Origin of the sequence: Enterococcus sp. DIV0436a (assembly GCF_051711605.1) — a bacterium.
Taxonomy (GTDB): Bacteria; Bacillota; Bacilli; order Lactobacillales; family Enterococcaceae; genus Enterococcus_B; species Enterococcus_B faecium.
Genome location: NZ_JBIONA010000001.1, coordinates 1,761,564 through 1,786,869 on the forward strand (window position 1 = coordinate 1,761,564; position 25,306 = coordinate 1,786,869).

Here is a 25,306-nt window from a genome sequence, read left to right on the forward strand (position 1 = left end):
ATTACTTGATGCAGGGCAGATTTTTCACAACCTCTTTATTCAGATAAAACCAAGCTTGGATCAGCATTCAACTGATAGCTAGCAAAATTTCTTTTTTGCATTTCCACATGTGCTGCTGCTCCAATCATTGCAGCATTATCTCCACAAAGTCGAAGAGGGGGAATCACTAGTTCTACCTCAGGGAGTTTAGTTGCCAAAGCATCCTGCAATCCTTTACGCAACCCTTGATTGGCCGCTACACCTCCAGCTACAATCAGTTGCTTGACTGGATAATTTTGACAAGCTCGAAGTGTTTTAGTAATCAATACATCGATCACACTTGCTTGAAAACTAGCTGCTAAATCATTTTTGTCTAGATCTTCTCCACGCTGTTGTGCATTATGCACCAAATTGATAAATGCACTTTTTAATCCGCTAAAACTGAAATCATAATTATCTTCATGGATCATCGCTCGTGGAAAATGGTAATTATCTTTTCCCTGATGAGCTAGCTGATCGATTTCTTTTCCGCTTGGGTAAGAAAGACCTAATACTCTTCCAACTTTGTCATAAGCTTCTCCTGCTGCGTCATCTCTTGTCTCCCCAATGATTTCATATGATCCATCTTCTTGCATATAGACTAATTCTGTATGTCCTCCGCTAACAAGAAGTGCCATCAATGGAAACTGGAATGGTTTAACCAGACGGGCTGCATAGATATGCCCTGCCATATGGTTTACAGGAATAAGCGGCAATTGGTGTGCCCAAGCAAAAGCCTTAGCTGCAGAAATACCAATCAGCAACGAGCCGACAAGTCCTGGTCCATAAGTGACAGCGACTGCCGATAAATCTTCTGCCGACACACCAGCTTCTACCAGTGCATCTTCCAAGCATAAGGTGATTTGTTCTACGTGATGGCGGCTAGCTACTTCAGGAACTACGCCACCAAAACGTTTATGACTGTTTATTTGAGAAGCAACGATGTTAGATAAGATCTCTGTTCCATTTCTAACGACCGCTACACTCGTTTCATCACAACTTGATTCAATCGCCAGAATCAATTCTTCATTCATTTCATCGTCTCCGTTTTTAACTTTCTGCTCATAATGATCGCATCTTCCGTCGGATTGCGATAATATGATTTCCGTTTACCTAATATACGAAACTTTTCTGATTCATAAAGTTTTCTTGCTGCTTCATTAGATAGACGTACTTCTAAAAAAACATGCAGCGAATCTTTTATTTGTTCCGTAATCAGTAATTGTAGCAAATGCCGTGCATGCCCTTTTCCTTGTTCTGAAACTGCAACAGCAATATTTGTGATCTCGACTTCATCTATTACTTTCGAGTATCCAATAAAGCCACAGATCTGGTTATCTTCAACTAAAAGCAGATAATCAGAGTGAGGCTGTTGGATGTCTGCCAAAAACTGCATTTTCGTCCAAGGTGAACCATGTGGATAAGCATTTTCGCTAATCACCCATACGCATTCTGCCAAGTACGCTTCATCAAAATCTTTTTTTCTGCAAATCAACTAATCTCACTCATTTTCTAAAAGTTTTATCATATCCAATGCATCTTCTTTTGTTTCAGTGTAATATCTTTTTTTGATCGTTGTTGCTTGAAACCCCAATTTCCGATAAAGTCTTTGTGCATCTTGATTACTCATACGCACTTCTAATGACATCGTCTCACAGCGATTCATTATAGCAAAGTTCTCGATTTCGTCAATAAGCAGCGAACCGATTCGTTTACGCTGATATGCCGGTCGAACGGCAATATTCGTGATATGGCAATCTAAACCGAACGCTCTTGAACCGATAAAACCAATCATTCTTCCATTATCAAAGATACCTAGATATAGATGAGGAAGCGGTGACTTCAATTCTGATATAAAGGCACTTTTTGTCCATGGCAATTCGCCATTATAGACTTCTCGTTCGACATCCAGCAGCTCTTTGATATCTTCTGTAGTCAATTCTCTTAGTACGTAACGACGATCGATTTGTTCGATTGTTTTTTCTGTATAAATCATTTTATCTTGAAAAAAGCTTCTGGCATACGCTCTAAATTTTTTCAACATAACTTTCGTCTCCAGGTGTGTGCGTCTCCAACCATTTTTCTTCTGCTTCTACTCGTTTTAAATAGCGAGGAAGAAAAGCTTGTTTCTCTGCAACTGATTCAGCTAAAGTACCTAATTGAGCCACAGTTACACCACTTGGAATATCCCATGCTGGAACTGTATTAATCATCGCACTAGGCAATATCTCCTTTATTTCAGAGAAGAATTTGTGACAATCACTCCCGACGAAATAAATAGCTTCATTCAGCTTTTGTAGTTGTGTGAACAAATCAGAAGCAGAAATATGTACATCTTCAAGTACAGTTTCTAATCTATTTTCTTTCCAGCGGTATGCCCCAGCGTATACATTTTTTCTTCGAGCATCAAACATGGGCACAATAATTTTATCCACACCGATGCAATTAGCCGCGATGGTTTTCAGACTAGATACTCCTACTAGCTCTTTATCTAATGTATAAGCAATCGTTTTTGCTGTCGTTACACCTATACGAAGCCCTGTATAAGAACCGGGACCATCAGAAACCGCGATTCGGTCAATGTCTTTTGGACTTATTTGAAGATCTGCAAACAATTGGTCGATTGCAGGCATCAGTGTTACACTGTGGTTGCGTTTGATATTTGTTTGTATTTGTCCAAGAATTTGTTCGTCTTCTACCACACCGATCGCCAAAGTTTGGTTTGCAGTATCTATTCCTAATGTAATCATATATTTGATCCTTTCTGCTATGACATTCTCGCCTTCCATTGTAGCATACTTTTTTATTCTGAGGATGAAAATACCAAAGGCAAAACTAGTACAATGATACATGATTATCTGCTGGCGGGCAAATTTTGCCCCTTCCTGAAACACAAAAAAGCTGCGGTATCACTCCATTTCCCCACAGCTTTTCCATCTTTTATTTCGTTGATTCTCGAATAATCAACTCTGTTTCCACAATAATCTTTCTTGAAACCGGTGCTTTGGAATTACTTAATTGAAGAATCGTCTCCACTGCTAGCTCTCCCATCCATTCGGTATAAACTTTTACAGTAGAAAGAGAGGGCGTTACATATTTCGCTACACTGACATCATTGAAGCCCATCACAGAAATATCTTCTGGTACCACTAAACCTTTTTCTTGAATCGCTTTCAGTGCGCCAATCGCTAATGCATCATTAGCTGCAAAAAGCGCATCAGGAACATGCGGATTCGTTTTTAAATACTTCTTAACTGCTTGATATCCTGACTCGACAGAAAAATCTGCTTCGATAATTAGACCTTCGTCGTAGCCTTTTTCTGCCAAAACTTGTTGAAATGCCATAATTCTGGGATCTTTTAGCCGCTGATGGTTTTTCTTCGTATATTCTGTTCCAGCAAGCATAGCGATATGTTGCGCTTTATGGGAGACAAAGTGTTCAATGACTTTTTGAACACTTGACTTAAAGTCGACAACTAGAGAGTCGATTCCTTGAGAAGTGCCGTCAGAATCTACCAAAAGCAAGGCATTTTGGGATCCTTTCATTTCTAATAACTGAGCTTCGTCGAATTTTCCTAGTGCGATCGTTCCATCTGTCGGAAGATCACTAATGGAATCCCACGTTTCTTTCAATAAAGTAACGTTTGCTTCTTCTGCCTTTTTTTCGATTCCTAGACGAATAGATAAATAATAAAGATCTTCAAGCTCTTCCGTATCGTCGTACCACTGGATCAGGCGAAGCGTTTGCTTAGTATTTGCTGCATTTTTACGATGTTTCGTATAATTTAAGCGTTCTGCTGCTTCAAAAATTTTTTGCTTTGTGGCTAAGCCAACGGAAAGATCAGGATCATAGTTGAGAACTCTTGAAACAGTAGCAGGAGAAACTCCTGCCAACTGCGCAATGTCTTTAATTGTTGCCATTTGTCTCTCCTCCTTTTTTACGTTTATAAAATTGCAGTAAATCGTTCAAACGCTGCCTGTCCTTTTTCATCTCGCTTGAATACTCCAGCGTCTTCCAGTACACGTGCAAAAACCTGACCTACAGATTTTTGTACGACATCGGTGACCGTATCTTTCGTCAAATCAGGATGTTCTTTTTTTAATTGTTCTGCCCACGGACGATGATATTCAGCCATCTGGTTTTCTTCTCCTAATAAGAAATGCTCTACTTCTACTAGTTCTGGTTTCAAACGAGGTGGTAAAACAGCAAGCCCCATTACTTCGATCAACCCAATGTTCTCCTTTTTGATATGTTGGACATCTTTATGTGGATGAAAAATCCCATCAGGATGTTCTTCTGAAACATTGTTGTCTCGAAGGACAAGGTCCAACTCAAAGTAATTGTCCCTTCTTCGTGCAATTGGCGTAATCGTATGGTGTGGTGTACCATCTGCTGAAAAAGCTCTGATAGATACTGTTTCATCCGAATATGCTTTCCACTTTTCCAATACTGAGTTAGCTGCTTCAATCAGCAAGTTTTTCTCTGTTGATTGCAAACGGATCACAGACATCGGCCATTTCACGACTCCTGCGATGACTTGCGGATAATCTTCTAGTTTGATAAGTTTTTCTATCGGTGCTTTTGCCATAGGAAATTCATGACGTCCTGCCTGATAATGATCATGAGAAAGAATCGATCCTCCAACAATTGGTAAGTCAGCATTCGAACCAACAAAGTAATGAGGCAAGACTTCAGTAATCCGAAGCAGTCTAGCAAATGTTTCCTTTGTGATTTTCATCGGGCGGTGTTGTTCTGATAAAATAATCGAATGTTCATTGTAATAAGCATAAGGGGAATATTGGAATCCCCAGCTTTCACCGTCTAGATTCATTCGAATAATCCGGTGATTGGTGCGGGCTGGATAGTTCAAGCGACCTCTATATCCTTCGTTTTCCATGCAAAGCATGCAGGTAGGATAGTCTACTTTTACCGCCTCGCGTTCTGCTGCGATTTGTTTTGGATCTTTTTCTGGCTTAGATAAATTGATTGTGATTTCCAGTTCACCATACTCCGACTCTGCCGGAAATTTGATGTTTTTTGCGATGGCTCTTGTTTTGATGTAGTCATTTTTCTTACTTAAATTAAAGAAATACTCAGTTGCTTCCTCTGGGCTTTTCGAATAGTGCTGTGCAAAGAATGCATTGACGACTGAAGGTGGCGGTGTGAGAAAATCCATTAATTGCGCTTCAAAAATCTCTTGTTCTGCTGGCAATTCTGAAAGAACACCATTTTCTCTTGCCTTAGCGACAAGCTGATCCAATAAGTCTACAGATTCTTCCTTAACTAGTCTTACTTCAATGCTTTCTAGAGCATCTTCTCCTACCATCCCTAAAAGACGATTCTGTAAATATAAGCGGTCCATTTCCATCCATCCGCCAGCTTCGATCGCAAGTGTGGCAAAATCACAAATCGTTTGACTGATTGACATATCTCATTCCCCTATTCTTCATAACCATTTGGATGGCTGACATGCCAATCCCATGCTGTTTTGATAATTGCTTTGATATCTGTGTATTCAGGTTTCCAGCCCAGAATCTCTCTCGCTTTTTCACTTGAAGCGACTAATCGGCTAGGATCTCCAGCTCTTCTTGGTGCTATTTCTGCTGGAATTTCTTTTCCTGTCACTTCTCTAGCTGCTTCTAGCATTTCCTTGACTGAGTATCCTTTGCTGCTGCCTAAATTGAAGAAGTTGCTTTCATTTCCTTCTTTCAAGTATTCCAAAGCTAAAATATGTGCAGCAATCAAATCTTCTACTTGAACATAATCTCTGATACATGTTCCATCTGGTGTATCATAATCGTCTCCATAAACAGCCAAGGCTTTTCTTTGACCAAGAGCTACTTGTAAAATGATTGGGACAAGATGCGTTTCTGGTGTATGATCTTCTCCGATAGATGCATCTGCTTTTGCTCCGGCTACATTGAAGTAGCGCAAAGCGACATAGCGCATGCCATATGCTTGGTCACACCACTTCATCATTTTTTCCATCATCAATTTACTTTCACCATACGGATTTTTAGGATTAGCTGGTGTATCTTCTGTGATTGGAGACTCTTTTGGTTCTCCGTAAGTTGCTGCAGTAGAAGAGAACACGATTTTATTCACATTGAACTCGTGCATGACTTCAAGTAAGATTTGCATACCGTATACGTTGTTGTTGAAATACATCAATGGTTTTTCGACAGATTCTCCTACTAAAGAGCTTGCAGCAAAATGGATTACTCCTTCAATCGGTTCCTTTTCAAATACGGAACGTAGAAATTCTTTATCCCGGATGTCTCCTTCATAAAAATGAGCATCTGGATGTACTGCTTGTTTGTGACCTGTGAGCAAATTATCTACCACAGCTACTTGATACCCCTTTTGAACTAGCTGGTCTACAGCGTGCGAACCGATATAACCGGCTCCGCCTAGTACTAAAATTGTCATAAAAAACACTCCTTTGATTAGTAAAATTGTGTTTGTTGATTCTATATAATTTAAAAAAACGAAGTTTACTTTTATGGTGAAAACAAACAAAGTAAAATTTCGTAAATTCATATGGTAAATTTATAATAAAACATTTAGTAAACATTTTCAAGGATTTTTTGCAAAGGTTTACAAACAAACGTAAAACTAGCCTTTTTTTCTCTTTTGTTCCATAATAGATATAACAAATAATAAATGAGGTGGATTCAATGAAAAAATTTGTATCTGGAATATTAGTAGGAAGTCTGGCAACAGCCGCTGCCGTTGCTGGTTTGGTCGCTTCTGTGAAAAAAACAGTGATCGATCCAATTGACGAAAAAGAAGCAATGATCGAAGAAAACCGTAAAAAAGCAATGCGCAAACGCGTTTCTCGTTAATAATTATTTAAAAATACGCATGAAGACTTTTGAAAGAACAAATAAGTCATCATGCGTATTTTTATTTGTCAGTCAATATAAGTTGTGCTATTTTATCTGCCTGTCTCAGATTCCATGGATCTGTATAAGGTCTAGCTACTGCTGCAGTTAGCCAATCCACACCTTCAACAGGTATTCCATAGCAATAAAAGTCAGACTGGATTTCCCCTGAAGCATCAATCACGCGATTCGTACCTCGCTCAACATCTATAGCTTCTGAATGATAACTTCCTGTATTATCTGAAAATGAAAAAGGGCGAACAAGTTTGTTTTCCTTCAAATTTTTTATGACAGGATTACTTGAACGAGAAAAGCTTGTTTGTGGCAATCGAGCTTCAATCAAATAGCGACTGCTGATTTCTTTATCTTGTAGAGAAATAACATAGCGGTTGTGCTTTTGCTGAATATCAAGTGGCGGTTCGATCAAATGAAAAATACCCGCATCTATCAGTGCTGCTAATTCTTTCGTCCGAATGACTGGCGGACCGATCGTTAAAAAGCTATTTAGATGAGTAAACCATCCCCATAGTATTTCTTTGTATTCCTTTGCAGAAAAAACGTGCCATTCAATAGCCTGCCGGATTGGATCACGCCAGTCTTTTAATGCATCAAATGTTGAAGCAAATGCTCCTGTGCAATTGCCTTTTTCCGCTTCTTTTATCTGCCCTTCAATAAATGCTCGGCTAGCTTCTGCAAAGGACTCATCCTGATAGGTAAGAGGAATTTCTAAATACGACCAATCCCATCTATAAGGGATTAGTGCTGGATGCTTTCCGAGACACTCCTCTGAAGAGAGGGAGAGAAAATCATGCTCAAAATTTTTCTTTGGAATCGGCAAATGATATTCTTCGATGATTTTCTTGTAATAAAACAACTCAACGTCTTTTTTCAGATAGTCAAAAAATGTTTCGCCAGTCAAAAATCCCGACTGATGCCATTGCTCCAGGTTTTCTTTTGTTAGTAACCGTGGCCATGCCATTGCTCCGCCTTGCTTTTGGTTTCTTCCTCGAGGGTAATAAGGGAGCCCCCTTCTTGATCCACTGTATACAATCGGTTCCTTGCCTGATGGATGATAGACAAGTTTTCCCTTTTCGTTCTCGAAGCGCCCTCCTCTTGATACTGTAAACAATCCGACATAATCAAAAAAACTTAAGCCTAGACCTCTTAAAAAGACATTTTCTTTAGGCGGTATCTTCGAAAGATCGACATCTGCAGGATTAGAAGGAAGCTGATACAGTAAATCATTTTTCTTTGCGTAGTCTACCCACACTCTTTCTTCTTCTGTCTCATCATTTTCCCAGTGACCGCTTGCTAAAACAAGCTGATCGATAGAATAGCTTTGCTGATCTGTCTGTAAAAGATAACCATCTTTTCTTTTGCTGACTTTTTTTACTAAAGAATAAACAAACTGAATAGAAGCTGGAAATTCTTCTTGCAACTTTGAGAAAAACCAGCGTTGATAGAGTCCGTATAAACATCGAGTAGATTGCTGATCTTTTTCCAGACGATTGATTTCTTCTATAATTAGTTGCTTATTTTTAGTTACCGTCTGTTCGATATAATCTGTAGCAGGTCCTTTACTCCATTGAAACAAGTTGGGTCCCTGTGTTACCAATCCTCCACTGGACAATGTTTCATCTGTAAAAAGCGTCACTTGTTGAGAAACAGAATTCATTAATAACTCCGGTGGCTGATTCAACCGCCAAACTCGACCTCCAGGACCATTGGGATCGAAAAGAAAAAGTTCAAGAGAATGTCTGCCCTGATTATTATGGAGAATCCTTTCTGCTACACTTAATCCTCTAGGTCCGGCACCAATGATCCCTATTTTCATTTGCATGCCTCCATTTCGATAAATTTTTTCAATAAAACAGCATGGTTCTGATGTTCATTTTTTGCACCATAAACAAAAGTAATGACTGGATGTTCTTTCATAAGTTGACTGAGTTTAAGAATAGCTTGCTTCTTTTCTTCTTCGAAAATCAATTCTTGCTGGTATTTCTTTGCAAATGAAGCAAATCGTTCTGGTACATGGTCAAAAGTTTTGCGTGCTTCATTACTAGGTGCAATTTCTTTCAACCACAGATCTAACTGCGCTTTTTCTTTTGAAATTCCTCGGGGCCAGAATCTATCCACGAGTATTCTATAGCCATCCTCTTTTTCAGCATCAAGGTAAACACGTTTTAATTTGATCATAGTTGTTTCCTTCTTTCTGCCTTTTCGCTTAGCTTATATATGTAGATAATAGCACAAAATAAAAAAAATGAACGGCACAACTATCCATTGCGCCGTTCATGTGATCTTGGTCAAAATCTAATGATTGATTCGGTTTTTAAAGCTGTCATACAATCATCTGTTTTATACTTTTTTACTTTTGATTTTTCCAGACCATCCGTCATATCCACCCTTAAGTAAATAAATCTCTTGATAACCTGCTTTACGTAATTTATTTGCTGTACGGATGCTCAAACTTTTCTTTTGATCGTAAATATAAACAGGCTGGTCTTTTCGAATAGATCCTAATGAATCTTTCAAAACAGTGTAAGGGATGTTTCTTGCACCTAAAATATGCCCAGCATCAAACACATCTTTTTCGCGAACATCGATTACTTGTGCTTTTCTCATTCCTTCTCGAAATTCTTCTTCTGTCAAAGTCGTTGCTGAACGCTTGGCCATTACTCGTAGATAGACTTCCCAAAAGATGATTGCAAGCACAATCAATAGCAAAATGATATTAATTACCCATAAAACCATGTAATGCCTCCGTTTTTTTAAGCAAATTTCAAGGCTAATGAGGCAGCGCCAATGACACCAGCTTCATTTCCAAGCTCTGCTAATTTGATTTTTGTTGATTCTCTTACTTGCGGGAAAGTAAATTCTTTAAAATATTTCTCTACACGGCTGCGTAAAAATTCTCCTGCTGCCGATACTCCTCCACCTAACACAATACTTGACGGATTCAATGTATTCCCCAAGTTGGCGCAAGCTAAACCTAAGTAGAAGCATACGCGATCAACAACCATCAATGCAAACGGATCGTCTTCTTGAGCCATTTCAAAGATATCTTTACTTGTTACTTCTTCACCGTTGTCTAACATTGCTTTCAGTTTTGAATCTCCTGCGTATTCTTCTGCCAAGTAACGACCTAGACGTACCACACCAGTAGCGCTAGACACAGTTTCTAAACATCCGCGTTTACCGCAAGTACATTCGAACCCTTCAGGATCCACAGTGATATGGCCGATCTCTCCGCCTGCTCCGCTCACGCCGTGAATCAAATTTCCGCCAGCAACGATACCACCGCCAACACCTGTTCCTAGAGTAACGAATACAACGTCTGGATCGTTTTCTCCAGCACCTTTCCATCGTTCACCTAAAGCAGCAACATTCGCATCATTATCGATAGCGAATTTGATTCCTGTTCCTGCCTCGATCAGTTTTTTCACAAATTGAACTTCTGTCCAGTTTAAGTTATACGCACCAATAACCGTTCCAGCTTCGCTGTCCACGCTTCCTGGGGTACCCATGCCGATTCCGATAAAGTCTTCGGCTTTCATATTATATAAATTCAAACGATGGTTGATTGATTCAATGATTTCAGGAACGATATGCTTACCATCATCCAAAATATTGGTATCGATGCTCCATTTTTGTTGAATCTCTCCTTCTGGTGTTAAAATTGCAAATTTTGCTGTTGTTCCACCTAAATCAATCCCAATAATCTTCTTGTCCATTACAAATTTCCTTTCTTTCGGCTTTCTTCAATTCGGTGCTCTCTTTTTAATATGCGCCACGCTGTCATGTATATATCATGATCAATCAAACGGCTATCATACAGATTACGCAATTCGATAGTCATTAATTCAATGTCATAGATGCGTGCACCCACATAGATAAAGATGCCAAATTTTTTGAACAGCTGCTGTACATCATATAAGCTCTCCATCTTTAAGCACTTCCTTCATATTATACAAGTAAACCATATTTTTTTAAACCCAGTAAAATACATATTACAAAAAGAAATACAAAAACTAGTGTAGAAAGAATCCTTTGGTGTATCGAATAGCTTGTCTGTTGTTTCGGTAGACCCAAAACATTCCCTAACACTAATCCGCCAATTAGCCCACCGACATGTCCCCAAACATCTACAGAGGTATCCAGAAGACCAAAAACAAATGTCAACACAATAAATAAAAGAAAATGTCTGACTAGCTGCTGGATCGCTGGGTTATGTTTAAAATGAAACCCTAAGATAAACAACGCACCGAACAAACCGAATATCGAAGTACTCGCACCACCAGACAGAACATTCGCTTCGTTAAAAGCAAAGCTTGCTGTATTTCCCATTATCCCGCTGAACATATAAATCAAGAAAAAACGCCAATGGCCATAGATTGCCTCGATTTGCTGCCCCATAAAATACAATATCAGTGAGTTCATTACGAAATGCATCAGTCCAAAATGGATGAAGATTGGTGTCACTAAACGCCACCATTCATTGAAGTGAACAAGATAAGGACCATACATTCCGGCATAATAAGGGATCTCAAGTCGCGGAAATAATTCCATCATGAGGAAGACCGCTGTCTGTATCCCTAAAAAAGCATAGGTCCATAACGGTCGTCTTAACCATGCACGCAATTTTATTTGCTGTTGATAATTCATGAAAACCTCCCATTTCATTTTAGTCAATAAACAATTGTTGGATCTTCTGATCAAAGCTCTCCGGTTGCCATTGTTCATTCAATTGTTCACGAAAAACAAGGCTACATGTTTTTTTATGAAAATTATTTAAATACCGGTCGTAATAACCACCGCCAAAACCGATTCGATAACCGGCTCTATTGTAGATAATACCTGGTACAATGAGGAGATCGATCATCTCCGGCAAATAGAGCTTCTCTGATTGTGGCTCAAGAACACCAAAACTCGAACGTACAAGAACGGACTGTTCATCCATTTCATAAAACGCCATCTGACGTTTCGGCAAAGTTTTAGGTACAACTATTTTCTTTTGTTCTTTTTCTGCTCGTTGGATAACCGGCTGTGTATCCAGTTCAAATTCATTCGATAAAGTCGTCCCTATCACTTTTGCTGACTTCCAGTACTCGCTGGCGAATAGCTGTTTATAGATTCGCTGTTCTTTTTCCTTTTTCTTGCCACTTTTGGCCAGATTTTTCAGCTTTTCGATTCCTTTCCGGCGTAATATTACTTTCAATTGGTCCAAAAACTCACCCTTCCTTCTCTCATAAAATGGTATAGGAAAAAAAGAAAAATAGCAATCGAACTTTCAAATAAATGCATAAATAGAATAAAAAGAAGACCTAGAAATGATTGGCCTTCCTTTTTTAATGAATTTCAACTGTTCAGCGCGTGTTTTTGTCTGATAAAAAGTGCATACAGAAAATATGGCGCACCAAACAGGGCAATCAAAATTCCTGTAGGTACTTCCCCACTTGGTAGAATCACTCTAGCAACCATATCTGCACTAAGCACAAAAATGGAACCGAACAAACCGCTCAGAACAAAGGTCCAGTTATTTTCTTTACGTACGACTAGCTTCGCAGCATGAGGAGCTAGTAGTCCTACAAAAGATAAACTACCTGTCACCGCTACACTACCGCTTGCCAAAGCAACAGCTAACAACAAAAGGATTTTTTGACTTTTAGCCACGTTAAGGCCTAATCCTTGTGCGCGTTCTTGACCAAATGATAGCAATCCAATCCTCTGTGCATAAAGTCCTCCTAGCGGAATTAAGATAACCGCCCATGGAAGCAATGCCCAAACATAAGGCCAGCTCGCACCCCAGATTGATCCCGCTAACCATGCATTCACAAATCCATAATTTTCCTTAGATAATTGGATCGTGCATAGCAATGTTAATGCAGAAAGGCCGGCATTAACGGCAATACCGGACAATAAGATTCGATTCATACCCAAAAAGCCATTTCGATCATAGGCCGCAAGATAGACACAGCAAGCAGCTAAAACACCACCTAGAAAGGCTACAACTAGCAATAGAAACGGCAGCGAATAGTGCGAAAAGAAACCTAAATAAAGCATCACTAAAAATCCTGCTCCGGCATTAATGCCCAATATACTAGAATCTGCCAATTCATTTCTTGTTACTCCTTGCAAGATATAACCAGAAACGCCAAGACAAGCTCCTGCTAATAAACTGATCAGTAATCGAGGAACTCGAAATTCTCTAACAATCAGCGCCAAAGAAGATGATTCTTTCCCTATGAACGTGGCAAAAAGCTGATCCAGGTAAATAAAAGGCGTACCAATCATTAAACTACCTATAGACAGGATGATAAGTACAAAAAGCAAGAAATAGAACGTCCAATATATTTTTTTCACCGTTGTTCCCTCCTTACTTGTATCAGTAAAAACGGAACGCCAATCAATGCAATGACTAATCCAAAAGGTGTTTCAAAAGGGGGATTGATCATCCTCGCTGTAAAATCCGCCAACATAACCAATCCACCGCCAACTAAAAAAGAGACAGGTAGAACATAACGATAGTCCGTTCCAACCATTCCACGAACAACTGGCGGAACCAACAGTCCAATAAAGGAGACTGGACCGACTAACGAAACTGCTATGGCTGCCAACACTGCGACTAGACAGAAAACAATCAACCGCGTTCGTTTAGGATGACTTCCAAGAGCTAATGCATGTGTTTCACTCAAATGAATCAAAGATATTGCTTTTCCTAATGAAAAAGAAACCAAAACAGCAAGTATATATAAAGGAAACAATACTGCTAATTGTTTCCATGTGATATTGGCAGCTCCGCCTACAAACCAAAAAGCAAGATCCTGCTGCAGATTAAAGAATTGGGTAAGTGCTTGGCTGATAGCAGTAAAAAAAGAACTAATAGCTACGCCAGCTAAAATCAGCTGTAAAGGATTCATGCCCATTTTCGAAAACTGCAAAAAACCAAATACGAGCAAAGTTACAGCAAAAGAACCTGCCAATGACATTAGAAACACAGAAAAATCAGAAGCTTTAGGCCAAAAAGCAAAACTAAGGGCCATTGCCAACGAAGCACCCGCGTTGATTCCTAGTAAGCCTGAATCTGCTAAAGGATTTCTTGTCACTCCTTGCATCAATGCACCGCTCAATGCAAAACAACTCCCTACAAGAAATGCTCCCGCCACACGAGGCAAACGAATATTTCGTATGATTTGGTGACTTTGTTTTGATCTATCAAAATCAAACAACGCCTGCCAAAAATCTGCTTTTCCCACAGTCGCTGCGCCATTTGAAAGAGCAACAAAAAAAATAATCAAAAGAACAAAACAGACCAAAAGCAGGAGTCTATTTTTCTTCATAGTCCTCATAATTGATCCTCCTGCTCTTTTGGCAACAAATCATAGGTTAGAAAAACTGGTTTATTTGTTCTTGGAAGCGTGACAATCGTTGCATCAATCTCAAATATTTTTTTCATACACTCTTTTGTGATCACTTCTTCAGGTGTACCTTCTGTGATCAACTTACCGTTTTTCATTGCTAATAAATAATCTGAAAAACGTGAAGCATGATTAATGTCATGAATCGACATCAAGATCGTTGTTTGTTTCATTTGATTGATTTCAGTCAATAACTGTAGGATCTCTAATTGGTGTGCCGGATCTAAAAATGTTGTCGGTTCATCCAAGATCAAGATATCTGTTTCCTGAGCAAGTGCCATAGCGATCCAGACACGCTGGGTTTGTCCACCAGACAGCGTTGCGATATCCCGCATACGAAATCCAGCTAGACCTGTAGCATCCAACGCCCACTCGATTGCTTCATGATCTTGCGTGTCCATGCCACTGAACAGTTTTTGATAAGGGTATCGTCCGTAAGATACTACTTCTTCTACTGTCATACCTGTAGGGTGTTCACTAGTTTGTGCTAATAATGCAATTTTTTTTGCAAGTTCTTTTGAACTGTATGTAGAGATATCAGAGTTATTGACAATGATCTTTCCTGATTTCACAGGTAGTATACGGGTAAAACTTTTCAATAAAGTAGATTTTCCACTTCCATTTGGCCCAATCAAACTAGTGATTTTCCCTTCAGGAATCGTAACAGACATGTTTTCAATGATTTTTTTGTTTTCGTAGCCGGCTGCAATGTCAGCTGCTCTTAATCTCGTCATTTCACCCATCCTTTCGCTGAAAATCATTCTCAATTATGACGCTGTTTCAACATTTCGTCAAGCGCTACTTTCATATCTATAGCCAAATGAAGCGGTTGACAGCGTTCGAAATATCAGGAATAATAACCAATGAGAAAGATTCTCAATTATGTCAGGAGGAAAGAAATGAAATTAAAAACAAAAGTATTCACATTATCTAGCATATTGCTGCTGGCTGGAGTACTGAGCGCTTGCTCCCCCTCTTCAGATAAAGAAACAGCTACAACTGCCAATTCGACGACTTCATCCAATAGTACTCATACAGTCACAGATACACTTGGACATAAAGTAGAGATTCCAAACGCGCCCAAACGGATCATCGGCAGTTACTTAGAAGACTATCTGATTGCACTAGGGGAAAAACCTATCGCCCAGTGGACTGTTGGCAGTGGTTCCATTCAAGATTATCTGCAAGATGATTTAAAGGATGTCCCAACGATTTCTTATGATCTTCCTTATGAGAAAGTGTTAAGCTTTGAACCTGATTTGCTGTTGATTTCTTCTTCCGCTACTGTCGAAGGCGGGAAATACGAACAATATAGCAAAATCGCGCCAACTTATGTTGTAAAAAACGGAACAGATGTCACATGGGAAGAACAACTAAAAGATGTCGGCAAAGCTTTGGCAAAAGAAAAAGAGGCAGAAAAAATCATTTCCGATTATCAAAAATCCATCAAGAAAACTCGAGAAGAACTAGCAGATAAAATCGAGAACAAGACAGCTGCAGTGTTGTGGGTGACCAACAACTCAGCCTTTATGGTCAGCAAAAATCGGTCAAGTGGAAGAATCGTATACGACGATCTGGAATTTGGTGTTCCTGATCTAGTGGAAGAGGTCTCCAAAAAAGCCACTTCTGACTGGTCTGCTGTTTCCTCTGAAAAGCTAGCTGAATTAGATGCTGACTACATCATCCTTGTGAACAGTGACAAAGATGCTGCCATGTTCAATGAACCAAGCTGGAAGAATCTTAAAGCAGTGACAGACAATCATGTACTGCAATTCGGACCTGAATCTAGCTGGCTATATAACGGACCTATTGCCAGTCAGGAAATGGTCAATGATATCAAAGAAAAACTAAATTGATTTTAACTAAAAAAAGCATCTTCACGATTAGTCGTGAGATGCTTTTGTTCTTATTAACAAACTAGACGCATAGATTTTATTCTTCTTTTGAAGCAACCCTATTTTTTACTCTTTCCCATTTTTGAAAACGATGGGCATATAGATTTTCTTGATCCGTTATCCCCTCATACTCCTCTATAAGGGTGAAGTCTGAAAAATCAATATTCCCAATATACGTATCGCCTTCAAACGTGCTATCGATCAATGTTCGCCAGATCCGACCAGTGTAAGGAAGAAGTTCTTGAAAAATCCGACTACCACCCGAAACATAGATATCTTCTGAGATCGTTTGACTATACGACAAAAGTTCATCGATCGAATGCATTACTTCCGCATTTTCTTTCGTACGAAAATTTGGTTGCGTTGTCAACACGATGATATGGCGATAAGGAAGTGAAAGATCCCCCATTCCTTCATAGGTCTTTCTTCCCATCACTAAAATTCGATCCATTGTATGTTCGCGAAAGAAACGCATATCATTTGGCAATCGCCATGGTAACAAACCATTTTTGCCGATCAGACCATTTTTATCTTGTGCCCACATGGAAATAAACATATTATCCGCTCCTTATGATTTTAGATGTTTTGAGATAAAAAAAGTCTCAATTCTTTGACCAGCAAGGAATTGAGAACTTTAAAAACATTATTTTGTTTCACGGTGCAAAGTAACTTTGCGTTCGCGTGGGCAATATTTTTGTTTTTCCAAACGATCAGGATTGTTACGTTTGTTTTTGCTTGTTAGATAGTTACGTTCTTTACAAGAAGTACACTCTAAAGTGATGTTTACGCGCATGATTTTCCCTCCCATTTTTACAAGAATCCTCTAAGATGACTCTCAGACTTGATTATCTTACCATGATTTTTTCCAGATTGCTAGTGTTTTTCACGATTTTGTTAAGTAAAACTACTTGACGATAAATACAACGGTTTTACTTCTCAGACAAAATCTTTTTCTTTTTGTATAAATACCCTTACACTTGTTTATAGAGACTATGTTTTTTTAAATAAAGGGGGATACTAATATGCCATGGAACATGAAGGACTTTCCTGCATCAATGAAAAACTTAGATAAACTGACAAGAAAAAAGGCGATCGACATCGCAAATGCTCTATTAGACGAGGGTTATCCTGATAGCCGTGCGATCCCAATTGCCATTGATCAAGCAAAAGAGTGGTATGAAAATGCTAGTGAATCAGAAAGACGAACATTCGAAAAAGAAAAAAATCCAAGTAAGTCGGATAAACATGATACGAATCCTCGTGCCGGAAAATTGCTTGATTCAGATGTGATCGTAGAATATGCCGAAGAACAATGGATCGTGAAATCTAAAGGAGCAAAAAAGGCTAGCAACCATTTTGATACAAAGAAAGAAGCGATCGAAAAAGGAAAACAAGTAGCACAAAACAAAGAATCAACTTTGGTCATTTATAAAAAAGATGGGACAAAAGAAAAAGAAATCGATTATTGAACATATGTAAAGGGGTTGTGACGAAAATCGTGTCACAACCCCTTATGTTCGAAACAATGGTGTTCCTCTGCCAACTCCGAACCACAAGTCATAATATCTATAAAACGGGAAGAGCTGTTTTTTGAAATTGTTTCTTATCACTCGGTGTTAAACGGTAGGAGAAAACCTCTTTTTTATTGATATTTGATTTTCATCAAACAGTCACATAGTCGATTGCTTCTGCTTGCGGAATCGTTTCATCTACAAAGTAGACTTTATACCATGTCAAGAAACTGAAGATTGTCCAGATTTTTCTTTGCTCTTCTTTACGTCCTTCGTGATGGTCATCTAGCAACTTCATGATTTTTTCTTGATCAAAAAATTCTTTTGCAAAATCTGCTTCGAATAATGCTTTGACTTGTTCGTAGCCGTGTTCTTCTTTCAACCAAGCTTTGATTGGCACAGGGAATCCTAATTTCACACGATTCGACCATTCTTCCGGAAGATGTTTGTTCGCAGCTTGTCTGAAAATATCTTTTGTGTTGTTTTGATTCAATAAGAACTTACTTGGTATTTGTTGAGCCAATTTCATGACTTCGATATCCAATAAAGGTACTCGGACTTCCAAAGAACTTGCCATAGAAAGTTTATCTGCCTTCAACAAGATATCTTTTGGCATCCATTGATGAAGATCGACATATTGCATCTTATTGACTTCATCTTTGATTCCTTCTGTTTTCTCGTAATGAACAGTCATGATTTCATCCACAGATGGTGCTGTTTGATATTTTGGTGTCAACACTTCTGATGCTTCTGATTCTTCGAACACTCGAGCATGACCGATAAAATATTCTTTTGCAGGAGCAAGTGATTCATATAAATGGATCCGTCCATGGAAATTTTTCATTTTTCCGATTTTACGTCCTAAATTATAGCGTGTTCCTTTTGGTAATTTTTTCAATCCTTGAGCAATCACACGGATGAATTTTGAATTCGTATGGAATCCATACGTTTGGTATCCCGCAAACAGTTCATCCGCCCCTTCTCCAGATTGGACTACCCGCACGCTTTGTGAAGCAAGATTTGCTAAAAAGTACAAAGGTACGCAAGAAGGGTTTGAATCAGGTTCATCTAAGTGATACTGGATCAAAGGGAATGCTTTGAACGACATGTCTCCGTCGATCACTGCTGCTGTATTATCTAAGTCCAATAGTTCGGTTAGTTTTCTGGCTTCAATCGCTTCATTATAGGTTTTATCATCAAACCCGATTGAGAAAGAATGATCTGGTTTCAATACAGAGGTTACATAACTGGAATCAACCCCGCTGGATAAGAAAGAACCAACTTCTACATCACTGACCGTATGTGCTTCAATAGAAGCTTGAACGGTTTCGTCGATTTTTTCGATCCATTCTTGTCGGGAATGCGTTTCTTTTGTTTCAAAATCTGCATCCCAATATTGCTGAATGTCTAGTTTTCCATCTTTATACGTATAATAATGGCCTTCAGGCAAACGATAGACATCTTTGAAGAATGTTTCGCCGTTTAATGGAGAATATTGGAAAGTCATATAAGGTTTCAACGCTTCTTTGTTCAATTCTTTGTTAAAATCAGGATGAGGCAGAAAACTTTTGATTTCTGAACCAAACATAAATGTTCCGTTCATTTCTGCATAATAATATGGTTTGATCCCAAAGTGGTCTCTTGCACCGAATAACTCATTCTTTTCATTATCCCAAATAGCAAAAGCAAACATTCCGCGGATCTTTTGCAATAATTCTGTTCCCCATTCTTCGTAACCATGCAAAAGGACTTCTGTATCTGCATGTGTTTGAAAAACGTGGCCAGCTGCAATCAATTCTTCTCTCAAAGGCTGGTAATTATAGATTTCGCCATTAAAAATAATGATCTTTGTCCGATCTTCATTGTAAATAGGCTGAGTACCGCCCTCTAAGTCAATAATACTTAATCTTCTGAATCCTAAAGCAACATGTTTATCGATATATTCTCCTGAACTATTAGGTCCACGGTGAACGATTCGATCCATCATTGTATTAATAATTGTTTTTTTGTTGTCCTTGTCGTTAACAAAACCTACAATACCGCACATTTAACTTTCACATCCTAATATAAAATTACTGTTTATTTCATTCATATGCATCTTATCATAGAATAAATAGCGGACGAATATTTTCTCTCTTACAGTTTCGTCACGTGAAAACAAAAGATGAAAGTTTCTGTTTTTACAGAAAATAAAGTCCCAATATCTAATTTACCATGTTTTCTTTTTTGAGGCTATCTTATTCTCTTCGTGTTAAAAAAATATTAGTGGATGCTATTTCCAAAAAAACCAGCAAAAAAAGACACGACCTAAAGATCGTGTCTAATTATGACTGTATCAGAAAATATGATACCAAACGGATCTATTCATTAATTAATTGACATAGTTTATCTGTTGCTCTTTTATGACTGGATAACTGACCAATTCATGACGATCCAAGTCTTCTTTATTCATATTTACAGCAGTAATTTGACTGTCTTCATACGTACGATAATAATAAATCCCTTTATCAACGTTACAGCAAGAAGAATAAATCGTATATTCGTATTTTCCTTCTCCAGTATCGCATACTCCTTTTTGTTGCTCGACTGAGCCTAGTATATGAAAAAATTGACTGATACTTTCAGATTCTGAATCACCTGATGCAGCATTCATTTTAGTAAATGTGGCTTTTACAAATCGAGAAACAGAAGAGAGATCTCCAGGTAAGCCCAATCCTCCCATCCCACGACTATAAACATTCAAGCTGATCTGGTTTGAAAAATGATTTTCTGGTGTTCCATTTGATAGCGAGCGATAATTGTTCAGATTAAATAATTGATAATCAAATGGCGGATTATTTGTCAACACACCGACAGGATTATCATATAAATGAAGTCCATCTTTCATACTTTCAATTACTATCGATTTTTCTTTATCAGCTAATAACCAGTGTAAAGGTGACAAGGGTAGTTTTTCACTAAAATCGATATTGACTAGATTGATAGTAGCCAATAATTCTTTAGCTTCGTCTATGGTTGAGCATTGCCCTAGTATCCATGGAATAAACTCAAATGGTGCAACGTTATCTTTTCCTTCTTGTAATTCTTTATAATCAGCATTGCCAGGAAAATTCAGTCCTGCCATACTCAACCCTTTTTCATTTGTAGCCTCATAATAGAGTGGATAGTTGGCTACCCCAGCTGCTATCCCAATCATTGCATAATGTTTATCTAAATTTTTTACCTTTCTAAAATCGAAACGATAATTTCTTGGAGTAATAGTGACTACTTCATTATAAGACATCTCATAATCAAAATTCCTTCCAAAATAATGGTCTTTCGTTGCATAAGTGATTGCGGTACACATCGTTTCCCCTCCTAAAACAAATCGTTTTTACACTTTTATCTTACATCTAGTATTTTGTTTTATCAAAAAAAAGGCCAAAGAAGATTGATTTACTAGCATTTATAAAAAATAGTACTCAGGGGGAATCAAAAAATATTGTAGGCTAAAAGTACAACAAAAATAAGGGGCTGTGACAAAAGCCTTGTCACAGCCCCTTATTCCGAACAAACGGTGTTCAAAAGCTTGCATCTGCGGTAATAAGTCCAACCAAACGAAAAAATAGGAAAAGCTATTTTTGTTTGGCCGTTCTTATTACTTGATGCAGGACAGCTTCTTTACAACCTCTAATCGTTGATATAAGGAAGGTACAGGATTTGAACCTGCGCGCCGGTATTAGCCGGTTCGCCGGATTTCGAGTCCGGTGCATTACCACTCTGCCAACCTTCCGTAAGTACTATTTTTAAACTTTTTCCACGAAATGTCAAGCCTATTTCTAATAGATAAATAACAGAAATCGCTTTTTTTAGCAAAAAAGTCCATTGACAGTTTGCAGCCAACGGACTTACCGATCAAATTCATACTGATAGAACACTATCTGATTATTTCAGGATTATCTAATGCTAAAATCGAGTCAATTGTCCGTTTGATCAGTGCAATGATTTGTTCTTCTGTTGGATGCATGATATTTGATGACATCAATGACGCTAAGCCAGTCACTGCTACCCACGTACCAGTATGCAGAGCATCGACATATTCATCCGATAATTGATTGTATCTTTCATCTTCTTTAACTATTTCACAGAAATAATTGTATGAAAAATCATGCATTTTCTTTCCGTCCCCATGTTCATCAATGTACAATGCCATGTAAAGACTATGATGCTTTTTTGCAAAGTAGATATAGTTCAAACCGAGATCAATGATTTTATCACCAGTACGTTCAATAGGGAAAACATCTTCTTTTAGTTGTTCAAAGATAGAATCCAGCAACGTATTTTTTAAATCTTCCATGTTTTTGAATTCCAGATAAATCGGCTGTGTCGAAATCCCCATCTTTTTAGCAATATTTCTCGCAGTAAATCCTTTAAACCCTTCCTTTGCAACAACATCATAAGCAGCTTTTAGAATTTGATCCTTGGTATAGACTTTTCTTCTCATTAAAACTCCCCCACTTCTTTACTGCAGTATATGTTGTTTTATTGTACCCTATTTTTAGCATTTTTTGCAAACATTTTACTCAAAACGTTATATTTTAAATTTTTTTCTCAGTCTTCTTTAACTTTTTTTGCAAAATTAAAAAAATTTGGTTAAATTCAATGGGTTCCCTTACATTTTTAGTTTTGACCTAAATGATAGTTGACCAAATCTTTCATTTCAAGTTATAGTTAAAGAAAATGAAAAAGAAGGTGTGTAATGGAAAACGAAACTGACGTTATTTATATTCATCCTCAAAAACGAATCGTTTCACAGAAAAGAAAGTATTTTTATCTTGGTTTTACAGGTGCTTTTTTTCTTTTTATTGGCTTGCTTTCTGGTACTCCTACTGATAATTGGAGTGGATTGCTAACTATTCTTACCTCGCCAAGCAATCTTTTGACAGATTATTTTGCTTTAGGCGGTTTCGGAAGCGCATTCATAAATGTAGGGATTTTGACCTTACTTTCTGTGCTTTTAGCTTATCGGCACAAGGTGATTTTAAACGGTCCCTTGTTTGCTTCGATTCTAACAGTTACCGGTTTCTCTTTTTTTGGCAAAAACCTTTATAATTCTATCTCAATCATTTTAGGTGTGTATCTATACGCTGTATTTGTCAATAAACCTTTTTCTCAGTACATCATGATCGGACTGTTTGGTAGCGCATTATCACCAGTCGTTAGTTATATCACTTTTGGTATGCGTTTTCCTTTACTGATAGGTATTTTATTGGGGAATTTAGCTGGCATAGCAATTGGTCTACTTCTTCCGCCCTTAGCTGCTCAAACTTTAGTTTTCCATCGTGGATTCACACTTTATAATATTGGATTCACCTCTGGGTTGATTGCGATGACTTTTACTGCTGTTTTGAGGTTATTCAGCTATTCAATCGTCGAAAATACATTGGTTTCCAATGAATATCACTTTCCTCTCATTTGGATTATTTTTGGCTTTTTTTCGCTGACAGTCGGAATTGGTTTCTATTATAATTCCTTTCGGCTTTCGGGGATTCGAGAGATTTTCGATTCATCTGGAAAATTGACAACTGATTTCATTGCTAATTCTGGTATTGGTGCTACTTTGATCAACATGGGCTTAGTTGGTCTGATGCTGTCTTCTTATGTTTTACTGGTTGGCGGTCAGTTAAATGGACCTGTCATCGGTGCTATTTTATCTGCGGTTGGTTTCAGTGCTTTTGGTTGTCATTTAAAAAACAGTTTTCCGATACTAGTCGGAATATTTATTGCTTCTTTGTTTGGAACTTTTCATGAGATCACCAGTACTGGCATGCTTGTTGCAGCTGTGTTCGGGACAGGTCTCGCGCCCATAAGCGGTTTTTACGGCAGTTTTTACGGTGTAATAGCTGGTGTGCTACATATTGCTCTTGTCCATAACGTCAGCACTTTACACGGAGGACTAAATCTATATAACAGTGGTTTTTCAACTGGTTTCGTTGCAGGTATCCTTGTACCGATACTAGATAACTTTACCGCTGTCAGAAAGGAAAAAAAGACACTTGGAAAAAGAATTATCAAAAAGAATCATCGATGAGCTTCTTACTTATTTATATTCCCATGAAATAACTGAAATACGTATTGGAGTAGAATTTGCTGAGGAAGGGCTTTTCATAGAGATACAGGGTACGGCAGAAACTCAGCCAGAAGATTTAGATGTACTTGCTGATTTGCTGAACAATCCTCGGGACCCTAGTATGGAAATCTACTATCAGGAACTATTAGGTAATCCCCGACATGATCGGGAAGATTATCATCTGTTAGGTAGTTTGATTGATGATGTGGAAATCATGTACGCCCAGCCGATTATCAATATTAAGATCTTTCGACGTGCTTCTCCTCGTTCCTATTATTAACCCTATTTTCTATTTATAAAAGACTGAATCAAAAAAGCAGCTCCTGAAAGTTCGATTAAAATCTACTTTCAGGAGCTGTTCAAGCTTGACATTATTGATTTTCCAATCCTTCATACACTTCATCTGTTACAGGTTCTAAAAACTCTGAGTTTCCGGAAGTGATCGCTAAATGTTCAAACCAACTGTCTTTTGTAGCACCATGCCAGTGTTTGATTCCTTTGTGCGTCACCACAACGTCTCCAGCTCTTAATCGTCTTGCTGGCTTTCCTTCTTCCTGGTACCATCCTTCTCCGCCAGTCACAAGTAAGATTTGATATCCATCTGTATGGACATGCCAGTGATTGCGACAACCTGGTTCAAATGTTACATTCCCTACACCAACAGAAACTTCGGGATCATTCACTAACATATTCAGATAGCTTTGCCCAGTAAATACCTGAGCGTAAGCTTCGTTTTTTTCCCCTGCTGGAAAAATCACGCCATTGTGTATTTCTTCGTATTTTGTCATCATTTACGCCTCTTTCTTGTTTACGCTGTTTCCTTCTAGATAGATTTCTTTTGCTAAGTTAAAAGCTGACCAAGCTTTTGGCCATCCTACATAAAAAGCTAAATGGGTAATGATTTCTGCTATTTCTTCACCAGTAATGCCATTTTGTTTGCCAATCTTCAGATGAGCTGGCAATTGTTCAAAATTTCCTCCTGAAATTAATGAAGATATGGTGATGATACTACGCTGATGAGCAGATAATTCTTCTCTGGACCATACTTGTCCAAATAAAACATCATCATTCAATTCTGCAAATTTTGGTGCAAAATCTCCTAATTGATCTCGTCCTGCGGTTTGTTTTTCTGCCATTTCTCTTATTCTCCCTTCACGACTGTTAGGTGATTCAACTGTGGTTCTAAGGCAACTTTATTTTCTATTGTTTCTTCGTATTTCATTTTAAATGTAGTCTTTCAGCCTGTCCAATGCTTAGTTTATTCAGTCGATATGCTTTTTAAGCATAGTTGCTAACGCTTTTTTTATTTTAAAAAAAAACAAGTTATTAAATAAGTCTTTAGTTGGATGTTTTTTTGAGATCAATCTTTTATACTTATGATGAACTTACAAAATTGTTTGTTTTCTGTCATATCAAAAAATGGCGCAGTTAGTTGCTTTTCTAGTAAAGTATAGTTAACAAAGAACCTCT

At 38.1% G+C, this 25,306-nt stretch carries 29 protein-coding genes and 1 tRNA gene; 5 read left to right on the forward strand and 25 right to left on the reverse strand.

Annotated features, from left to right (window positions below):
- Nucleotides 1-35 precede the first annotated feature (35 nt).
- The 7 genes from tsaD to galE all read right to left on the reverse strand — a co-directional run bounded on the left by tsaD (nucleotide 36) and on the right by galE (nucleotide 6,448).
- Nucleotides 36-1,052 (reverse strand): tRNA (adenosine(37)-N6)-threonylcarbamoyltransferase complex transferase subunit TsaD, encoded by a 1,017-nt coding sequence (tsaD, locus tag IGL15_RS08555; protein WP_002306427.1) that lies wholly within the window; start codon nucleotides 1,050-1,052, stop codon nucleotides 36-38.
- A complete protein-coding gene (gene rimI, locus IGL15_RS08560; protein ID WP_002306425.1) occupies nucleotides 1,049-1,513 on the reverse strand; it encodes a ribosomal protein S18-alanine N-acetyltransferase in 465 nt (154 codons plus the stop codon). The genes tsaD and rimI (IGL15_RS08560) overlap by 4 nt, the downstream gene beginning before the upstream one ends.
- Nucleotides 1,514-1,519: 6 nt before the next feature.
- Complete coding sequence (rimI, locus tag IGL15_RS08565; RefSeq protein ID WP_002293890.1) at nucleotides 1,520-2,062, reverse strand: ribosomal protein S18-alanine N-acetyltransferase; 543 nt, start codon at nucleotides 2,060-2,062, stop codon at nucleotides 1,520-1,522.
- Nucleotides 2,046-2,768 carry a tRNA (adenosine(37)-N6)-threonylcarbamoyltransferase complex dimerization subunit type 1 TsaB gene (gene tsaB, locus IGL15_RS08570; protein ID WP_205216883.1) on the reverse strand — a complete coding sequence of 241 codons (723 nt, stop codon included), beginning with the start codon at nucleotides 2,766-2,768 and terminating at the stop codon, nucleotides 2,046-2,048. Before tsaB ends, rimI (IGL15_RS08565) begins: the two co-directional genes overlap by 17 nt.
- A 190-nt stretch (nucleotides 2,769-2,958) precedes the next feature.
- Nucleotides 2,959-3,939, reverse strand: coding sequence for a LacI family DNA-binding transcriptional regulator (locus IGL15_RS08575; protein ID WP_002317797.1), 981 nt, complete (start codon nucleotides 3,937-3,939; stop codon nucleotides 2,959-2,961).
- A 23-nt stretch (nucleotides 3,940-3,962) separates the two neighbouring features.
- A complete protein-coding gene (gene galT / locus IGL15_RS08580; RefSeq protein WP_104765389.1) occupies nucleotides 3,963-5,447 on the reverse strand; it encodes a UDP-glucose--hexose-1-phosphate uridylyltransferase in 1,485 nt (494 codons plus the stop codon).
- An 11-nt stretch (nucleotides 5,448-5,458) separates the two neighbouring features.
- On the reverse strand, nucleotides 5,459-6,448 hold the full coding sequence (galE, locus tag IGL15_RS08585; RefSeq protein ID WP_002288452.1) for a UDP-glucose 4-epimerase GalE: 990 nt from the start codon (nucleotides 6,446-6,448) through the stop codon (nucleotides 5,459-5,461).
- Between the two features lie 248 nt (nucleotides 6,449-6,696).
- Here galE and IGL15_RS08590 point away from each other — a divergent pair, with 248 nt between their 5' ends.
- Entirely contained in the window at nucleotides 6,697-6,864 is a 168-nt protein-coding gene (locus IGL15_RS08590; RefSeq protein WP_002288457.1) for a DUF3042 family protein, read from the forward strand.
- Nucleotides 6,865-6,925: 61 nt separating this feature from the next.
- Here the strand turns inward: IGL15_RS08590 and IGL15_RS08595 are convergent, their stop codons facing one another.
- The 10 genes from IGL15_RS08595 to IGL15_RS08640 form a co-directional block, all read right to left on the reverse strand.
- Complete coding sequence (locus tag IGL15_RS08595; RefSeq protein ID WP_104765388.1) at nucleotides 6,926-8,737, reverse strand: FAD/NAD(P)-binding protein; 1,812 nt, start codon at nucleotides 8,735-8,737, stop codon at nucleotides 6,926-6,928.
- Nucleotides 8,734-9,099, reverse strand: a complete 366-nt coding sequence (locus IGL15_RS08600) for a DUF488 domain-containing protein (protein ID WP_002330097.1) — start codon at nucleotides 9,097-9,099, stop codon at nucleotides 8,734-8,736. The genes IGL15_RS08595 and IGL15_RS08600 overlap by 4 nt, the downstream gene beginning before the upstream one ends.
- Nucleotides 9,100-9,261: 162 nt before the next feature.
- Nucleotides 9,262-9,657, reverse strand: coding sequence for a rhodanese-like domain-containing protein (locus tag IGL15_RS08605; RefSeq protein ID WP_002293900.1), 396 nt, complete (start codon nucleotides 9,655-9,657; stop codon nucleotides 9,262-9,264).
- Nucleotides 9,658-9,674: 17 nt separating this feature from the next.
- On the reverse strand, nucleotides 9,675-10,637 hold the full coding sequence (locus IGL15_RS08610) for an ROK family glucokinase (RefSeq protein ID WP_002293901.1): 963 nt from the start codon (nucleotides 10,635-10,637) through the stop codon (nucleotides 9,675-9,677).
- Nucleotides 10,637-10,849: a YqgQ family protein gene (locus IGL15_RS08615; RefSeq protein WP_104765387.1), complete on the reverse strand. Its 213-nt coding sequence runs from the start codon at nucleotides 10,847-10,849 to the stop codon at nucleotides 10,637-10,639. The genes IGL15_RS08610 and IGL15_RS08615 overlap by 1 nt, the downstream gene beginning before the upstream one ends.
- A gap of 20 nt (nucleotides 10,850-10,869) precedes the next feature.
- Nucleotides 10,870-11,568 (reverse strand): rhomboid family intramembrane serine protease, encoded by a 699-nt coding sequence (locus IGL15_RS08620; protein WP_002289885.1) that lies wholly within the window; start codon nucleotides 11,566-11,568, stop codon nucleotides 10,870-10,872.
- A 19-nt stretch (nucleotides 11,569-11,587) separates the two neighbouring features.
- Nucleotides 11,588-12,130: a 5-formyltetrahydrofolate cyclo-ligase gene (locus IGL15_RS08625; RefSeq protein ID WP_049142477.1), complete on the reverse strand. Its 543-nt coding sequence runs from the start codon at nucleotides 12,128-12,130 to the stop codon at nucleotides 11,588-11,590.
- A 131-nt stretch (nucleotides 12,131-12,261) separates the two neighbouring features.
- Nucleotides 12,262-13,266: a FecCD family ABC transporter permease gene (locus tag IGL15_RS08630; RefSeq protein WP_104765386.1), complete on the reverse strand. Its 1,005-nt coding sequence runs from the start codon at nucleotides 13,264-13,266 to the stop codon at nucleotides 12,262-12,264.
- Nucleotides 13,263-14,252, reverse strand: coding sequence for a FecCD family ABC transporter permease (locus tag IGL15_RS08635; RefSeq protein ID WP_002293904.1), 990 nt, complete (start codon nucleotides 14,250-14,252; stop codon nucleotides 13,263-13,265). Before IGL15_RS08635 ends, IGL15_RS08630 begins: the two co-directional genes overlap by 4 nt.
- Nucleotides 14,249-15,055, reverse strand: coding sequence for an ABC transporter ATP-binding protein (locus tag IGL15_RS08640; protein WP_002293905.1), 807 nt, complete (start codon nucleotides 15,053-15,055; stop codon nucleotides 14,249-14,251). The genes IGL15_RS08635 and IGL15_RS08640 overlap by 4 nt, the downstream gene beginning before the upstream one ends.
- A 165-nt stretch (nucleotides 15,056-15,220) precedes the next feature.
- On the opposite strand from IGL15_RS08640, the gene IGL15_RS08645 reads away from it, so the two are divergent.
- Nucleotides 15,221-16,177 (forward strand): ABC transporter substrate-binding protein, encoded by a 957-nt coding sequence (locus IGL15_RS08645; protein ID WP_002293906.1) that lies wholly within the window; start codon nucleotides 15,221-15,223, stop codon nucleotides 16,175-16,177.
- A gap of 76 nt (nucleotides 16,178-16,253) precedes the next feature.
- Here IGL15_RS08645 and IGL15_RS08650 read toward each other — a convergent pair whose 3' ends face one another.
- Both IGL15_RS08650 and rpmG read right to left on the reverse strand, forming a co-directional pair.
- Nucleotides 16,254-16,772 carry a dihydrofolate reductase gene (locus tag IGL15_RS08650; RefSeq protein WP_002324997.1) on the reverse strand — a complete coding sequence of 173 codons (519 nt, stop codon included), beginning with the start codon at nucleotides 16,770-16,772 and terminating at the stop codon, nucleotides 16,254-16,256.
- A gap of 87 nt (nucleotides 16,773-16,859) precedes the next feature.
- Nucleotides 16,860-17,024: a 50S ribosomal protein L33 gene (rpmG, locus tag IGL15_RS08655; protein WP_002293909.1), complete on the reverse strand. Its 165-nt coding sequence runs from the start codon at nucleotides 17,022-17,024 to the stop codon at nucleotides 16,860-16,862.
- 214 nt (nucleotides 17,025-17,238) lie between these two features.
- Here rpmG and IGL15_RS08660 point away from each other — a divergent pair, with 214 nt between their 5' ends.
- Nucleotides 17,239-17,685: a DUF2188 domain-containing protein gene (locus tag IGL15_RS08660; RefSeq protein WP_002293914.1), complete on the forward strand. Its 447-nt coding sequence runs from the start codon at nucleotides 17,239-17,241 to the stop codon at nucleotides 17,683-17,685.
- Nucleotides 17,686-17,878: 193 nt separating this feature from the next.
- Here the strand turns inward: IGL15_RS08660 and asnB are convergent, their stop codons facing one another.
- From asnB to IGL15_RS08680, 4 genes are all read right to left on the reverse strand, one after another.
- Nucleotides 17,879-19,774: an asparagine synthase (glutamine-hydrolyzing) gene (asnB, locus tag IGL15_RS08665; RefSeq protein WP_002293915.1), complete on the reverse strand. Its 1,896-nt coding sequence runs from the start codon at nucleotides 19,772-19,774 to the stop codon at nucleotides 17,879-17,881.
- 324 nt (nucleotides 19,775-20,098) lie between these two features.
- Nucleotides 20,099-21,073: a choloylglycine hydrolase gene (gene bsh, locus IGL15_RS08670; protein WP_002306408.1), complete on the reverse strand. Its 975-nt coding sequence runs from the start codon at nucleotides 21,071-21,073 to the stop codon at nucleotides 20,099-20,101.
- Nucleotides 21,074-21,411: 338 nt separating this feature from the next.
- A tRNA-Ser gene (locus IGL15_RS08675) sits at nucleotides 21,412-21,499 on the reverse strand.
- A gap of 144 nt (nucleotides 21,500-21,643) precedes the next feature.
- Complete coding sequence (locus tag IGL15_RS08680) at nucleotides 21,644-22,210, reverse strand: TetR/AcrR family transcriptional regulator (RefSeq protein WP_002302607.1); 567 nt, start codon at nucleotides 22,208-22,210, stop codon at nucleotides 21,644-21,646.
- A 255-nt stretch (nucleotides 22,211-22,465) separates the two neighbouring features.
- On the opposite strand from IGL15_RS08680, the gene IGL15_RS08685 reads away from it, so the two are divergent.
- Together IGL15_RS08685 and IGL15_RS08690 are read left to right on the forward strand one after the other, a co-directional pair.
- Nucleotides 22,466-23,797, forward strand: a complete 1,332-nt coding sequence (locus IGL15_RS08685; protein ID WP_002293921.1) for a DUF1576 domain-containing protein — start codon at nucleotides 22,466-22,468, stop codon at nucleotides 23,795-23,797.
- Complete coding sequence (locus IGL15_RS08690) at nucleotides 23,763-24,116, forward strand: hypothetical protein (RefSeq protein ID WP_002293923.1); 354 nt, start codon at nucleotides 23,763-23,765, stop codon at nucleotides 24,114-24,116. The genes IGL15_RS08685 and IGL15_RS08690 overlap by 35 nt, the downstream gene beginning before the upstream one ends.
- 91 nt (nucleotides 24,117-24,207) lie before the next feature.
- Here the strand turns inward: IGL15_RS08690 and IGL15_RS08695 are convergent, their stop codons facing one another.
- On the reverse strand, nucleotides 24,208-24,627 hold the full coding sequence (locus tag IGL15_RS08695; protein ID WP_002306407.1) for a cupin domain-containing protein: 420 nt from the start codon (nucleotides 24,625-24,627) through the stop codon (nucleotides 24,208-24,210).
- The gene (locus IGL15_RS08700) at nucleotides 24,628-24,972 is read right to left on the reverse strand and encodes a carboxymuconolactone decarboxylase family protein (protein ID WP_002293927.1); all 345 of its coding nucleotides are present in this window, start codon (nucleotides 24,970-24,972) and stop codon (nucleotides 24,628-24,630) included.
- Between the last annotated feature and the right edge of the window lie 334 nt (nucleotides 24,973-25,306).